Below are 14,885 nucleotides of genomic sequence, written 5' to 3'. Positions count from 1 at the left end.
CTTAGATCATTTCTTCGCCGCCCTTCCCGCCGAGAACGATTTCTCCGGCTTCGGCCATACGGCGGGCAATGGTGAGGATTTCTTTCTGCGCGGTTTCCACGTCGCTGACGCGTACCGGGCCTTTGGCTTCCAGGTCGTCGCGCAACAGCTCGGAGGCACGTTTGGACATGTTCTTGAAGATCTTCTCCTTGACGCCTTCGTCCGAGCCCTTGAGGGCCAGCACCAGCACGTCGGAGGACACCTCGCGCAGCAGCGCCTGGATGCCACGGTCGTCGACATCGGAGAGGTTGTTGAACACGAACATGAGGTCTTCGATCTGGCCGGACAGGGTGTCGTCGATCTCGCGGATCGAGTCCATCAACTGGCCTTCGACCGAGCTGTCGAGGAAGTTCATGATGTCGGCCGCGCGCTTGATGCCACCCAGGGTGGTCCGCGAGGCGTTCGAGTTACCCGAGAACTGTTTCTCGAGAATCGTGTTGAGTTCTTTCAGGGCCGCGGGCTGCACGGTGTTCAGCGACGACACACGCAGGATGATGTCCAGGCGCACTTTATGGTCGAAGTGGCCGAGTACTTCACCGGCCTGGTCCGGGTCGAGGTAGGCCACCACGATCGCCTGGATCTGCGGGTGCTCGTAGCGGATCACATCGGCGACCGCGCGCGGCTCCATCCACTTGAGGCTGTCCAGGCCGCTGGTGTTGCCGCCCAGCAGGATGCGGTCGATCAGGCCGTTGGCTTTGTCTTCGCCCAGGGCCGAGGTGAGCATCTTGCGGATGTAGCTGTCGGAGCCGACGCCCAGGCTGGTCTGGTCGCCGACGATCTCGACGAACTCGCTCATCACCTGCTCGACCTGCTCACGGTGCACATTGCGCATCTGCGCCATGGCCACGCCCACACGCTGGACCTCTTTGGGTCCCATGTGACGCAACACTTGGGCAGCGTCGGTTTCACCGAGGGACAGCAGCAGGACTGCGGCTTTATCGACCTTGGTGAGTTTGGCAACAGCGGCTCGACTATCACTCATCTGCGTTAATCCACTCTTTCACGACCTGGGCCACACGGCCCGGGTCTTCTGCTACCAGACTTTTGATTGCGTTCAACTGAGCGTCGTAACCTTCGCTCGGGCTTGGCAACAGGATGCTTTGCGGGCCACCAAGGCTGACGCGGTCGTTGGCCAGTTCGCCATCCAGGCCGCCCATGCCACCCAACTCGACATCGCTGCCACCGAAGGCCGCCAGTTGTTTCTTGCCGTTGCCGGTGATGTTGTTGAGCACCGGGCGCAGCACACCGAACACCAGCACCAGGATGAACAACACACCCAGCACTTGCTTGACGATGTCCCAGAACCACGGCTGGGTGTAGAACGCCGCTTCGGCGATCACTTCACCACGCTCGGCGGAGAACGGCATGTTGATCACGCTGACGCTGTCACCACGACTGGCGTCAAAACCAACGGCGTCCTGCACCAGGCGCGTGAAACGCGCCAATTCGTCGGCGCTCCACGGCGCGCGTGTTACGGCACCGTCAGCGGCGTTGACCTTGACCTGGTCATCGACCACCACCGACACCGACAGGCGATTGACGCGACCCTGCTGCTGCTTGGTGTGGCTGATGGAACGGTCGAGCTCGAAGTTCTTGGTGGACTGGTTACGCTTGTCCGCCGGATAAGGCGCGAGCATCGGCTGGCCGGTGGCCGGGTCCATGATCTGCTGGCCGTTGGCGTCCAGCAACGGTTGGCCAGGCTGGATCGCGCCAGCAGTAGCAGCGGCACCACCGGTGGTTTGCGGCGCCGAGGCCGGGGCTGGCGGCTGGTTGCTCAGGGCACCCGGCACACCTTGCGGGCCATTGCTGGCGGTACGTTGTTCGCTGGTCGATTGCTCACTGCGCAGGGCCGGCTGGTCCGGGTTGAACTGCTCGGAGGTCGACTCGACGGCGCTGAAGTCAACGTCGGCAGACACTTCAGCCTTGTAGCGGTCATTGCCCAGCACCGGTTGCAGGATGTTGTGCACACGCTGGGTGAGCATGCTTTCCATGCGGCGGCTGTAGTCGAACTGCTTGCCGGCCTGGGTCAGCGCGGAGTTTTCGGCCATGTCGGACAGCAGGTTGCCCTTCTGGTCGACCACAGTGATTTGCGACTTGCTCAGTTCGGGAACGCTGGTGGCCACCAGGTTGATGATCGCCAGCACCTGGCCAGGCTCCAGGGAGCGGCCGGAAAACAGTTCGACCAGTACCGAAGCACTTGGCTTGCGCTCGTCGCGCACAAACACCGAGCTTTTCGGGATCGCCAAGTGCACGCGGGCACCCTTGACGTTGTTGAGGCTGGAAATGGTGCGCGCCAGCTCGCCTTCAAGGCCACGGCGGTAGCGGGTGGCTTCCATGAACTGGCTGGTCCCCAGGCCCTGGTCCTTGTCGAGGATCTCGAAACCGATATTGCTGTCGGACGGAGTCACGCCAGCGGCGGCCAGCTTCATGCGCGCACGGGCCACATCGTCGGCCTTGACCAGCAAGGCGCCGGAGTTGGGCTCCACGGTGTAGGCGATGTCGGCGGCGGCGAGGGTTTCCATGATCTGCTTGGAATCCATGCCCGCCAGGCTGCCGTACAACGGCCGGTAATCGGGTTGCTGCGACCACAGCACTACGGCAAAACCAATCGCCACGCTGGCAGCCAGGCCGACCATCAGGCCCACCTGACGCAGCATGGTCATTTCCGAGAGGTTTTCCAGGAACGACAGGCCAAACAGCGGCGGCTTGCCGTCTGCCTTGGCGGGTACGTTGTCGGAGACTGCTTCTGCCATGACTTAGATCTCGCCCTTAAACCGGCATCTGCATGATGTCTTGATAGGCCTGGACCAGCTTGTTACGCACTTGGGTCAGGGCCTGGAAGGAGACGCTGGCCTTTTGCGAGGCGACCATCACATCGGTGAGGTCTACGCCGCTTTTGCCGATCTCGAACGCATTGGCCAACTGACTGGAGGCTTGCTGGGTGTCACTTACTTTGTTGATGGCCTGGCCGAGCATGTCGGCGAAGCTGCTTTGGCCCAGTTCCGGCGCTGGCGCGACGGATTTCGGTTGAGCCATGGCATCCATTTGCATGGCGCGCATATCCAACATCAACCGATTGAACTCAATACCCTGGCTCATGACCTTCTCTCTCCAACCCGCAAATTTTTGACACTACGCAGCGATTACTAGGGGAAGTAGCAACAAGGGTGCCAGCTCTGTATCAACTCGTAAGAAAAGGCGACAAACCTTGTCAACCTTGTTACCGGTTATGTGGCGAACAAATACGCTTCCACGTCCATCCCGGCGTCGCGCATCTGCGCCAGCTTGTAGCGCAGGGTGCGCGGGCTGATACCCAGGCGCTCGGCGGCCTCTTTGCGGCGACCGCGCTCGGCGCGCAGGGTGTCGATGATCATCTGGAATTCGCGGCGACGCAGGTCGTCACCCAGCCCTCCGGCAGGCTCAGCCTCTGCAACCACCGGCGCGGGCGCCAACGTGGGCAATGGCGCCGCGCCACTGCCCATGGCCAGGCAGAAATCCTGGGGCTGGATCAGGCCGCCCTGCTGCAGAATCAGCGCGCGTTGGATGGCGTTGTCCAACTCCCGCACGTTGCCGGGCCATGGATAGCTGATCAGGCAGGCCTGAGCTTCGGCGGACAGCCGCGCCTGGGCGTGCTTCATTTTTTTGACGTGGTTGTTCAGCAGGCGCTCGGCCAGCGGAATGATGTCTGCCGGGCGCTCACGCAGCGGGCGCCAGGCCAGGGGGAACACCGAGAGGCGGTAGAACAGGTCTTCCCGGAAGCGTCCCGCCGCCACTTCGCCGGCAAGGTCACGGTTGGTGGTGGCGACCACGCGGATATCCAGCTGGATCGGCTTGCGCGCGCCGACTCGCTCCACTTCGCGCTCCTGCAGCACCCGCAACAGCTTGGCTTGCAGGCCCAGGGGCATTTCCGAAATTTCATCCAGCAGGATGGTGCCGCCATCGGCCTGTTCGAACTTGCCCGCCTGGGCCGCGATGGCGCCGGTGAACGAGCCCTTTTCGTGGCCGAACAGCGTGGCTTCGAGCATGTTGTCGGGGATCGCCGCGCAATTGATGGCGATAAACGGTTGCTTGGCACGGGTCGACTGCTGGTGGATATAACGCGCAAGCACCTCTTTACCAGTGCCGGACTCACCGGAGATCAGCACGGTGGAATCACTACGCGCCACGCGGGCGGCCAATTCGAGCAATTGGGCACTGGCGGGTTCGAAGGCAATGGGCCCCTCGCCTTCGCTGGCCGGGATCACGCCCAGGGCGTGGCGCGCGACCAGCTCGATCAGGGCTTTAGGCTCAAAGGGTTTGACCAGGTAATCCGCCGCGCCCTGGCGCATCGCGTCCACGGCACGCTCAACGGCACCGTGGGCGGTCATCAGCAGCACCGGCAGTTGCGGCTGGCGCGCACGCAATAGGCCGAGCAACTGGTGGCCGTCCATGCCGGGCATGTTCACGTCGCTGACCACCAGGCTGAAGGTTTCCTGCTCCACTGCTTCCAAGGCGTCCTCGGCCGAACCGACCGCCCGGTAGTCATGGCCCGCCAACAACAGCGTGTCAGCCAATGCTTCACGCAGGGCACGATCGTCTTCCACCAACAGAACCTTGATAGCCATATCCTTACTCCGCGCTTGCCGCGCAAGAAAACAGCGGCAAGGTCATCAATGCACAGGTGCCACGCCCAACGCGGGAATGCAGCTGCAATTCTCCCTGATGGGCACGCGCCACGGCCTTGACCACGGTCAGGCCCAGGCCGGTGCCGTTGGTCTTGGTGGTAAAAAACGGTTCACCCAGGCGCTTGAGCACCACCGGATCGATACCGCTGCCGCTGTCGCTGATGCACAGGCGCAGGGTTTGTTCGCGGTTGTACAGGTGCACCTTGAGCCGCGCGCCGGGGCCGCTGGCCTGGGTGGCGTTTTCGATCAGGTTGAGCAGCGAGCCCACCAGGGTGTCGCGGTTGCAGAGCAGCTCGCCGAGGTGGCTGTCGCACTGCCAGCGCACTTGCACGTCTTGGATATGGGCAGCAGCCGCAGCTTGCAGGGCCTGCATCAGCTGGGCCGGCGTCACGCGGTCGGTCAGCGGCAATTCGCCGCGGGCAAACACCAGCATGTCGCGTACCTGGTGCTCCAATTCATGCAGGCGCTCCTTCAGGCGTCCGGCGAAGCGCTGGTGGGTGGCGGCGGGCAATTGTTCATCAGTCAAATGACTGGCGTAGATCAACGCGGCCGACAACGGCGTGCGGATCTGATGCGCCAACGAAGCGACCATCCTGCCCAGGGACGATAAACGCTCATGGCGCGCCAGCTGGTCCTGCAGGTGACGGGTTTCAGTCAGGTCGTTAAGCAGCACCAACTGGCCCGGCTCCGCATCCAGGGAACGGGTGGCGATGGACAGGCGGCGCCCGTCCTTCAGGGAGATTTCGTGGCCATCGTCCTCACGCGGCGCAAAGCAGCGGGTGATGACATGGCGCCACAGCTCGCCTTCCAGCGGCAGCCCAAGCATGTCGCAGGCCGCCGGATTGGCTTCACGCACGCGGCCGTCTTCATCGATGACGATCACGCCACCGGGTAACAGCGACAGCAGGTTTTGAAGGCGGTTGGCCAGGCGCTCTTTCTCAGCCAGCTCTTCCATGCGCTGGGCGCTGACCACCGCCAGTTCGCCTTTCAGCTCGGAGACCCGGGCTTCCAGCAGGCTGTAGGAGTCGGTCAGCTGGCTCGACATCTGGCTGAACTGCGAGAACGCCTGCTCAAGACCCTGACGGGTCGGCGGCTCGACAGGCGGAACCAGCCCCTGAATGGCAGGGGCCGAAGATAGTTGGGCGGCGTGGGGCATCATGCTCTCTCGCTTGGCTGACCGTCAGTTAAACGGAACGTTGCGAGAGCTGTAGCAATAGTTGTGCCGAAAAAAAACCGCTGAAATATCAGCGGCTTGGAAAACAGGCGTCAATCATCTGCCTGTTCATCACCGTCTTTGCGGCTCATTCCGTACTTGCGCATCTTCTCCACCAGGGTGGTTCGACGGATGCGCAGACGCTCGGCGGCACGGGCGACGATGCCGTTGGCGTCGTCCAGGGCCTGCTGGATCAGCCCCTGCTCCAGGTTGCCGAGGTAGTCCTTCAAGTCCAGGCCTTCAGGCGGCAACATGGCGGTGGAGCCGAAGTCCGGGGTGTGGCCGTTGATGGCGACCCGTTCTTCCATGTCGCTGCGCAGACTGTCGACCAGTTGCTCGTCTTCGTCGTCGACGTAGCGGAATTTCTTCGGCAGCTCGACCACGCCGATCACACCGTAGGGATGCATGATCGCCATGCGTTCCACCAGGTTGGCCAGCTCACGGACGTTGCCCGGCCAGCCGTGGCGGCACAGGGACATGATTGCGGCCGAGTTGAAGCGGATCGAACCGCGCTTTTCGTGTTCCATGCGCGAGATCAGTTCGTTCATCAGCAGCGGGATGTCCTCCACGCGCTCACGCAACGGGGCCATCTCGATAGGGAATACATTGAGGCGGTAGTACAGGTCTTCGCGGAAGCTGCCGACCTCGATCATGCTTTCGAGGTTCTTGTGGGTTGCGGCGATGATGCGCACGTCGACGCTCTGGGTCTTGTTGCTGCCCACGCGCTCGAAGGTGCGCTCCTGCAATACGCGCAGCAGCTTGACCTGCATCGGCAGCGGCATGTCGCCGATTTCGTCGAGGAACAGGGTGCCGCCGTTGGCCAGCTCGAAACGCCCGGCACGGCTGGTGATCGCCCCAGTAAAGGCGCCCTTCTCGTGGCCGAACAGTTCGCTTTCGAGCAGCTCTGCCGGGATCGCCCCGCAGTTGACCGGCACAAAAGGCCCGTCGCGGCGCTTGGAGTGGTAGTGCAGGTTGCGCGCGACCACTTCCTTGCCGGTGCCCGACTCGCCGAGGATCAGCACGCTGGCGTCGGTATCGGCCACCTGCTGCATCATCTGGCGCACGTGCTGGATGGCACGGCTGGTGCCAACCAGGCTGCGGAACAGGTTGGGTTCGCGGTGGCGACCGCGCTCGCGTGCCTGGTCGTACATCTCGCGATAGACCTGGGCACGGTGCAGGGAATCAAGCAATTTGCTGTAGCTGGGGGGCATTTCCAGGCTGGAAAGCACGCGGCGGCGCTGGTCTTCCGGCAGCTCGACAGAAGAAATATCACCGATTAGCAACACCGGAAGGAACTCATCCCAGGTAGACAGTGTCTTTAACAAGCCCAAAACACCACCTGGAGCGTTTACCGTCCCGATCAGCACACAAATGACTTCACGGCTCGACGACAACGAGCTGGACACCTGCTGCCAATCATGGCTGCCGCAGGGCAGATTTTCTTCGCCAAGAAAATTCAAAATCACCGCCAAGTCGCGGCGGCGGACGCTATCGTCATCGATCAGCAGAATTTTGGTTTCACGCCACATGCAATAGCAACTTCCCTAGTAAAACTTCCTGCCCCGAGATTGTGGGCAATCGAGGCGCCTGTAAGACTTCTTACCTTACTAGACGTCTGAAATCTGAAAACAGCACTAGTTAAGTCAAAAAAGCTGGTACGGTCAAATTTATGACGCACCGGTAGGATTAACTGCGACTGTTCAACCGAACAGATGGTAAACCTTTGACGCATTTTTCGCTTGGTTGATCTGCGACATCTCTTCAAAAATCGCCTGGCGCTCGCCTGTCGTCACCTCAAGCAACTGCTGGTAAACCGCCAGCAGGCTCTCAAGCTTTTCACGCAACGCATCCTCATCCACCGGTGCTTCGCTGAGCACCTCGTCGATCACGTTGCGACAGCCCATGTCCAGCTCGCCAATGGCGTCCCAGTTACGGTCTGCCAGCGCGCCGATCAGCGCTTCACGGGTTTCATCAATGCGTTGCAGTGCTTGGCTCATGACGTGTTCCTCAAGGCCGATGGCCTTATTCTGCTGCTGCCTGTGGCGCCGCGATAGCGTCCCAGCCTTCTTTTACGGTGATCAGCAAACGCGCCACTTCGTCGATCATGTCGGCGTCGTTATGCAGGTTTGCTTCCATCAGTCGGTTGGTCATATATGCATACAAACTTTCCAACTGCTGGACGTAAGCCGGGTTATCACTCTTTGCTGCATCCAGGCCGTCACGCAGGCCGATCACGATATCGATGGCCTTGCCCAGCATCAGGCCCTTCTGCGCGATGTCACCACGAGCCAGTGCACCTTTGGCCTGGGCCATGCGGTCCAGCCCGCCTTCCATCAGCATCTGCACCAGACGATGCGGGCTGGCTTCGGAGATCTGGGCATGGGAATTGACCTTCTGGTATTGGCGAAGGGCTCTCATGGGATTCATGTTTCTACCTCGTGACAGGCGACAGCGAAAAGGATTCTAGTAACCAATATGTCGACTGACCCGCAAAAAGCTTTAGGGCCAGTCGTGCTCCGATAAAAAAAGGCCAGGCAGTTTGCCTGGCCTTTATCGCAGGCTGCGATCAATTATTGGTCTTGGGATTGTTCAACGCATTGAGCGTAGTCATCACACTGGTGCTTTGCTGACGCAATTGCGCGACCAGGGTATCCATGGCGTTGTATTTGGCGGAGAGGCTGTTGGTGAGCAGGGTCATGCGCTCGTCGAGCGAGGACTGTTGCTTGGTCAGGTCCTTGAGACTCTCGGACAGAGAAGCAGAACGTGTTGCCAGAACACCTGTACTTGCCTTGGCAAAGTCATCCGTGGCGCTTTTCATCCGCGCCAGCATGCCGTCTTTACCGCTGAACATACTGTTGATGTCGGCGCCGTTGGTTTTAACCGCCGCGTCCCACTTTTTGTCATCAATCGCCAGCAGACCAGTGGTCGAACTGGTGGTCACGCCGAACTGAGCCAGGGACTTGAAGGCCCCGTTGCCCGACAGCGTGTTGAACTCATTGCGGATCGTGCTCTGCAACGAACGCATGGTCGAGTCACCCGTCAACGCTGCCGCAGTGGTGCTGCCGTCCAGGTTCGTGGTGACCTTGGTTTCGGCGTTCATCGCTGTGATCAGGGCGTTGTAGGTGTCAATGAACCCCTTGACCCCGGACTTGAGCGCGGTGTTGTTGGTGCTGACGGTGATGAGCGTGGCGTTCTTGTCACCCGTATTGCCCGTTTTGTAAGTCGACGCTGCTACCAGCTTGATATCCACGCCACTAAGAGCACCAGTGATGGTGTTGGACTTGGACACAGACGCAACCCCATCAATGCTGTATTGCGCATCCTTGGGATAATCAACGACCGTGGCGTCCACATCCAGCCCCGAGGTGCCAGACAGCGTGAGGTCCGAGCCCGTCCCCATATTGGTAGAGGTTAGGATCAATCGAGAACCGTTGGAATCGGTCTGGATGTTGGCACTCAGCCCCGACGTGCCAAACTGCGTATTGATCGAGTCACGTACCTGCTGCAGGGTCGCGCCGGCTGGAACGCTGAGGCCGTAAGCCTTGCCGGACTGACTGATGGTCAACGTGGTCGGCTTATCCGTCGCGTTGACAACCGTCGAAGTGCCACCGCTGAAGTTCTTGCTCGACAGCTTGGACGCCTGGGCCAACTGGTCGACGATCAACCGGAAGCTGCCGTTCGAGGCCGTATTGCTGGCCGTCATGGTCGCGGTCTTTTCATCCGACGACGAACCGCTCAAACCGGTGAAGCTACTGTCCTTGGACATGGTGTCCAGGGCGTTACGAAACGCATCCAGCGCTGCCTGAACCTTGCCGATCGAAGACAGCGTGGTGGTCGCTTTCGCGGACGCGGTATTGATCTGCGTTTGCTTGGGCACCTTTTCGGCGTTAACCAAGGATGTCACGATCGCTTGCGTATCGATGTTCGAACCGATACCACTTACCGTTGAACCCGCCATCATCTATCTCCTGTTCGGTGGCTGCCGTTATCTTGACTTATTACGCCTCAAGACAGGACAGCAACAAGTTTCATGCCAGCTCAGGCCTTGTCGTCAAACAACAGGTTGCTTGCGCTGCTGAGGTTCTGTGCCAGCTTCAATGCTGTTTCCGACGGAATCTGGCGAATCACTTCACCATTGTCGGTATTGATGACCTTGACCACCACACGGTGGGTGGAATCATCAATGGAAAAATCGAGGCTACGCTGGGTAGCTTGAACGAAATCGCGAATATCGGTGACTGCTTTTTCCAGGTCGGCGCGTGCGGGCTCTTGGCTAATCGCGGGCGTTGCCTGGACATTCAGAACGTTGTTGTCAGCCACTACCTTGGCAGGTGCGCTTTGAGGTGCAACCGGCGGATAAGACTGGTTCAGCTTTACACTCATGTCCATGTCCAATCTCCTCTAAACCGAAAAAACGGAAGGGCACGTAGACGCGCCCTTCCGTTAGTTACCAAGCGCTGGGATTACTGAAGCAGCTTCAGTACAGCGGATGGCAGCTGGTTAGCCTGCGACAGGATCGCGGTGGAAGCCGATTGCAGGGTTTGTTGCTTGGTCAGTTCGGCGGTTTCGGAAGCGAAGTCGACGTCCTGAACGGTGGAACGTGCAGCGGTGGAGTTCTTCTGAATGTTCTGCAGGTTGTCTGCAGTGGTAGTCAGACGGTTCTGAGTAGCACCCAGGCCCGAACGAACGCCGTCAATGGTGCCGATGGCCTTGTCGATAACAGCCAGCGCGTTTTGAGCGTTGGTAGCGTCGGTCACGTCGGTGTTAGAGATGGTGGTCTTGGTCGACGAAACGGTAGCAGCCGAGAACAAGTCCGATACACCAGTAGCAGCGTCGCTCAGGGAGTAGCCTTTAGCCGAATCCAGGGAAACCTGACCGGTCACAACGATTGCAGCAGCACCCAGAGCAGCCGGGGTGGCGAATGCGCCAGCGCCATCTTTAGCGCCAACCAGGATGTTGGTCTGGGCGTTGGCATCAGCACCAGAGAACGACAGGTTTTCGCCGGAATCCGACTTAACCGACAGGGTTTTGTTGGATTCGTCGTAGTTAACGCTGATGCCCAGTTTGGCAGCGTTCGATTTCAGCTGGTCAGCCAGGCCGGCCAGGTCCTTCACGCCGACGAAATCAACAGCATTACCGCTACCTACAGCCAGTTTGAAGTTCGACGGAGTGGCAGCGCCTACTTCCAGTTTGACTTCAGTGCTGGCGGTAGCGGTCAGGCCACCGATCGAACCGTTCAGGCCCGCAGCGATGTCTTTAGCCGAAGCGCCTGCAGCGTAAGTTACGGTTTTGGTCTGACCGTTGCCGGTAACAGTGATGTCGCCGCCAGCCAGGCCAGTTGCGCTAGGCACGATGGCCTTGGTTTTGACCTGCTGCGAACCAATGTTGTTGGCTGCAACGTTTTCCAGGCTCAGGTTGATGGTTTCGTTAGCGTTAGCGCCAACCTGGATAGCTTTGGTACCGTACGAACCGTCCAGCAGCTTCTGGCCACCGAAAGTAGTGGTTTGCGAGATACGGGTCAGTTCCGAAGTCAGAGCTTGGTATTCATCGTTGTTCGACTTACGGTCGTCAGCGCTGAGGGAGCCAGTAGCGGAAGACAGAGCCAGGGTACGCATTTTTTGCAGGATGTCGGTCGAAGCCTGCATCGCGCCTTCAGCGGTCTGAGCGATGGAGATACCGTCGTTCACGTTTTTTACAGCTTGGCCCAGGCCGTTGATTTGGCTGGTCAGGCGGTTAGCGATCTGCAGGCCAGCAGCGTCGTCTTTAGCGCTGTTGATACGCAGGCCGGAAGACAGGCGCTGCATGGAGGTGGCCAGGGCGCCGCCGGCTTTGTTCAGGTTGCCCTGAGTAGTGATCGAAGCAATGTTGGTGTTTACTGTTAAAGCCATGACGAAATCCTCGTTGGATGGATACTGCGGCTTCCGGCCCTGGCAACCGCCGGGTGTGGCCTGAGAACCTACGTAATAGTTATCGTCGTGGTAGCCGGTTGCTTGAGGATTTTTTTTGATTTTTTTAATGGCGCGGGGCCACCCCTTGCAATTCAAGGGTTTACGACGGCCCCAAAGCCTTATTTCATTGGGTTTTCTGGCGTCAAATAAAAAACGCCGATGAGCTTTCGATCATCGGCGTTTCTTTATATGAGCGCTTATAGGGTCACGGACGATAGAGAATCGCCGATCCCCACGACAGGCCCACACCAAAACCGCTGATTGCCACGCGCTTCCAGGTGGCGTCCATCACATGCTTTTCCAGCAGCAACGGAATACTCGACGACACGGTGTTGCCGGTCTCGACCATGTCCTTGATGAACTTCTCCACCGGCGCGTCTTCGAAACGGCGGGCCACGGCGTCGACAATTGCCGCACTGCCCTGGTGAATGCAGAAGGCATCGATCTCATCGGCCTTGAGATCCGACTCGTTGAGCAGCTCGTGCAAATGCGCCGGCACCTTGAGCAAGGCGAAGTTGAATACCTGGCGGCCGTTCATGAAGAACACGCCATCGCTGACCTTGAGGTGCGGTGCGCCGGAACCGTCGGTGCCGAACTTGGACTTGCCCAGCAACCACGGCGCATCTTCGCCCATCCAGGTGGCGGTGGCGGCATCGCCGAACAGCATGGTGGTGTTGCGGTCTTCCGGGTCGACGATCTTCGAATACGGGTCGGCGGTGACCAACAGGCCGTTTTTCAGGCCGGTGGCTTCCATGAAGCCCTTCATCGCGTAGATGCCATAGACGTAGCCGGAGCAGCCCAGGGAAATATCAAACGCCGCCACATGCGTGGGCAGGCCCAGTTTGTCCTGGACGATCGCGGCCGTATGGGGCAAACCCTCTTCATCGCCGTTCTGGGTGACGACGATCAGTGCATCGATGGACTCGCGCTTCAAATCCGGGTTATTGGCAAACAACGCGTTGACCGCCTCGACACACAGATCGGAGGTTTCCTGCGCGGCTTCCTTGCGCGGCAGGAACGCCGAACCGATTTTGCCGATGATGAATTCTTCATCCTTGGCGAACTTGGCACCCTGGGCGTAGTTATCGATCCCGTCTGCCGGCACGTAACTGGCGATGCTTTTTATGCCAATCATTGTGGCTTCCCAATACTAAATAGCTGGAGAACACCCCAGGGCATGCGCCCGGAGTGCTGACAATAAAGGGGATAACCCCATAAAAATCTCGCTGAAAGCCGCCCCGCAAGGACCCTGTGACGACTTATCCTTTTCACACGATACAGTGAAGATGCGCTTTATGACTCGCAGGTCACTCAATTTTGTGTGGTTTGTGCAAAACCTTCAAACAATTAACCCCCGGAAACGACAGCGGCCCGCCCTGTTTCCAGAGCGGGCCGCTTGACTTGGCACCGCTTACATCTTGTTGAACAGGCTCAACTGCGAGACTTTTACGAATGCCAGTTGCGAGGCTTCCAGCATGGTTTGCTGGAGGGTCAGGTTGATCGCCGCCTCGCCCATGTCGATGTTGGCCAGGTCACTCATCGTGGTCTTGTTGGCCAGGCCGACACTGGTGTTTTCACTGGACTGCACTGTGAGTGCATTCTGTCGCGCACCGATGGAGCCACGCACGTTGTCCACCTGATCGGCCGAGTTGGTCAGGTTACTGACGGCGGCGTTCAAGGCGTCCTGAAGCTTGACCCGCGCACCGGGGATACCATCCGCCGGCTGCTCCAGGGCCTGACGCAGCTGGCTCAGGGTGTCGAGGGCGTTCTGGGTTCTCTGGGTGGTGTTACCGACCGAAAACTGATCGCCGGTGCTCGGCGTACCGCTCAACTCGAAGGTGACACCCGCGGCGGTGATCGTGTCCTTGGCTGGCGGCGTACCGCTGACGATCACGCCATTATCGACAATCGGCTTGCTGTCGGGGGTATACGGCTGGGCATACACCTTATAAGCAGTCGGGTCGACATCGTCGAACTTGATCAGTACGCCGCTGTTGGGAAACGTACTGGAGTAGTCGGCTGCACTGCTGACGCGGGCATTGGTCAGTTGCGCCGCCGAAGTGTTGCTTGCGGTGCGAGAGACATTGAACGCGTCCGGCTTGGCGGCCAGGGTGAACTCGCGCCCTGCGACCAACGCATCGGCATCCGGCCCGGTGGCCACGCCGGTGAGGTCTGCGGTGATATCGAATTTGACCCCGCGCACATTGATACTGGCGCTGCCTTCCTTGGTGGAGTCGAACGTGCCATTACCTGGAAGCTGCGAGGTAATGTCGTTGTTGTCCTTGTCGGTCACAACGTACTGTGTGCTGCTGGTAAAAGTCACCTTGTAGGGCTGGCCGTCGGCAAACTGCTTGGTGTAGTCGATCCCCGACGTTACCAGGCCAGCAGAGATCGCGACCTTGTGGTCATCCACCGTCGCAGGCGTCGTGTAGGTGGACTGGGTGCGGCTGGCGTTGACAGCCCCTTCCAGGATGGTCTTGCCTGTGTCGCTGGTGCGCACCTTCAGCGTCTCGGAGACCTGCAGGCTCAGCTCATTCTCGTCGCCCTGATAGCTATAAGTACCATCGTTATTGCGCGAATACGGCGGCGTGTCGGTCTTGGAACCGGAGAACAGATAGTTGCCCGCCGCATCCTTGCTGTTGAGCAAACCCAGCAGCTGATTTTCAAGCGCGCCCACCTCGACCGCAATGGACTTGCGGTCAGCATCACTGGTCACGCCACCCGCGCGCAGCGCCAACTGGCTGCCGGCCTGGATCGTGGTATTGATCGCATCCAGCACGCTTTCTTCGTTCGTCAGCGTATTTTGAATGCTGGTGATGTTGCCGCTGTACTGGGCCAGCATGTCTTTTTGCTGTTGCAGCATCAGCAAGCGCTGGGCGGCAACCGGATCATCCGCAGCGGTCTGTACACGCACGCCGGAGCTCGCCTGTTCCTGGGCCTTCACAACGCTGGAATAGTTGTTCTGATACTTGACGGCACTGGTGTCGTAATACTGCTGTGTAGAAATGCGCATCGTCCCAG

General features: G+C 59.5%; 13 protein-coding genes. All 13 read right to left on the bottom strand.

Translation table 11 applies throughout. The features are described from left to right. Position 1: 1 nt before the first annotated feature. On the bottom strand, positions 2-1,021 hold the full coding sequence (gene fliG / locus M2397_RS13200) for a flagellar motor switch protein FliG (RefSeq protein WP_048720872.1): 1,020 nt from the start codon (positions 1,019-1,021) through the stop codon (positions 2-4). Further along, positions 1,014-2,792, bottom strand: coding sequence for a flagellar basal-body MS-ring/collar protein FliF (fliF, locus tag M2397_RS13195; protein ID WP_053133228.1), 1,779 nt, complete (start codon positions 2,790-2,792; stop codon positions 1,014-1,016). The genes fliG and fliF overlap by 8 nt, the downstream gene beginning before the upstream one ends. Positions 2,793-2,808: 16 nt before the next feature. Further along, a complete protein-coding gene (gene fliE, locus M2397_RS13190) occupies positions 2,809-3,138 on the bottom strand; it encodes a flagellar hook-basal body complex protein FliE (RefSeq protein WP_010208741.1) in 330 nt (109 codons plus the stop codon). A 128-nt stretch (positions 3,139-3,266) separates the two neighbouring features. Beyond that, positions 3,267-4,643 (bottom strand): sigma-54 dependent transcriptional regulator, encoded by a 1,377-nt coding sequence (locus tag M2397_RS13185; protein ID WP_259243490.1) that lies wholly within the window; start codon positions 4,641-4,643, stop codon positions 3,267-3,269. 4 nt (positions 4,644-4,647) lie between these two features. After that, positions 4,648-5,859 (bottom strand): PAS domain-containing sensor histidine kinase, encoded by a 1,212-nt coding sequence (locus M2397_RS13180; RefSeq protein ID WP_131698735.1) that lies wholly within the window; start codon positions 5,857-5,859, stop codon positions 4,648-4,650. 110 nt (positions 5,860-5,969) lie between these two features. After that, a complete protein-coding gene (locus tag M2397_RS13175) occupies positions 5,970-7,445 on the bottom strand; it encodes a sigma-54 dependent transcriptional regulator (protein WP_131698576.1) in 1,476 nt (491 codons plus the stop codon). Between the two features lie 171 nt (positions 7,446-7,616). After that, the gene (gene fliT, locus M2397_RS13170; RefSeq protein ID WP_027603846.1) at positions 7,617-7,913 is read right to left on the bottom strand and encodes a flagellar protein FliT; all 297 of its coding nucleotides are present in this window, start codon (positions 7,911-7,913) and stop codon (positions 7,617-7,619) included. 25 nt (positions 7,914-7,938) lie between these two features. Beyond that, the gene (gene fliS / locus M2397_RS13165) at positions 7,939-8,343 is read right to left on the bottom strand and encodes a flagellar export chaperone FliS (protein ID WP_131698577.1); all 405 of its coding nucleotides are present in this window, start codon (positions 8,341-8,343) and stop codon (positions 7,939-7,941) included. Positions 8,344-8,482: 139 nt separating this feature from the next. Further along, positions 8,483-9,874, bottom strand: coding sequence for a flagellar filament capping protein FliD (gene fliD, locus M2397_RS13160; protein WP_131698578.1), 1,392 nt, complete (start codon positions 9,872-9,874; stop codon positions 8,483-8,485). Positions 9,875-9,954: 80 nt separating this feature from the next. Then, on the bottom strand, positions 9,955-10,305 hold the full coding sequence (locus M2397_RS13155; protein WP_095185426.1) for a flagellar protein FlaG: 351 nt from the start codon (positions 10,303-10,305) through the stop codon (positions 9,955-9,957). Between the two features lie 74 nt (positions 10,306-10,379). Further along, the gene (locus tag M2397_RS13150; RefSeq protein ID WP_150675836.1) at positions 10,380-11,804 is read right to left on the bottom strand and encodes a flagellin; all 1,425 of its coding nucleotides are present in this window, start codon (positions 11,802-11,804) and stop codon (positions 10,380-10,382) included. Positions 11,805-12,069: 265 nt separating this feature from the next. Beyond that, positions 12,070-12,999: a ketoacyl-ACP synthase III gene (locus M2397_RS13145; RefSeq protein ID WP_131698581.1), complete on the bottom strand. Its 930-nt coding sequence runs from the start codon at positions 12,997-12,999 to the stop codon at positions 12,070-12,072. A 276-nt stretch (positions 13,000-13,275) separates the two neighbouring features. Next, positions 13,276-14,877 carry a flagellar hook-associated protein 3 gene (locus M2397_RS13140; RefSeq protein WP_184743560.1) on the bottom strand — a complete coding sequence of 534 codons (1,602 nt, stop codon included), beginning with the start codon at positions 14,875-14,877 and terminating at the stop codon, positions 13,276-13,278. Positions 14,878-14,885: the final 8 nt, after the last annotated feature.

Origin of the sequence: Pseudomonas sp. BIGb0381 (assembly GCF_024809815.1) — a bacterium.
GTDB lineage: Bacteria > Pseudomonadota > Gammaproteobacteria > Pseudomonadales > Pseudomonadaceae > Aquipseudomonas.
Note: the sequence above shows the minus strand (reverse complement) of the source record. Positions and strands in the feature narration are given on the sequence as shown.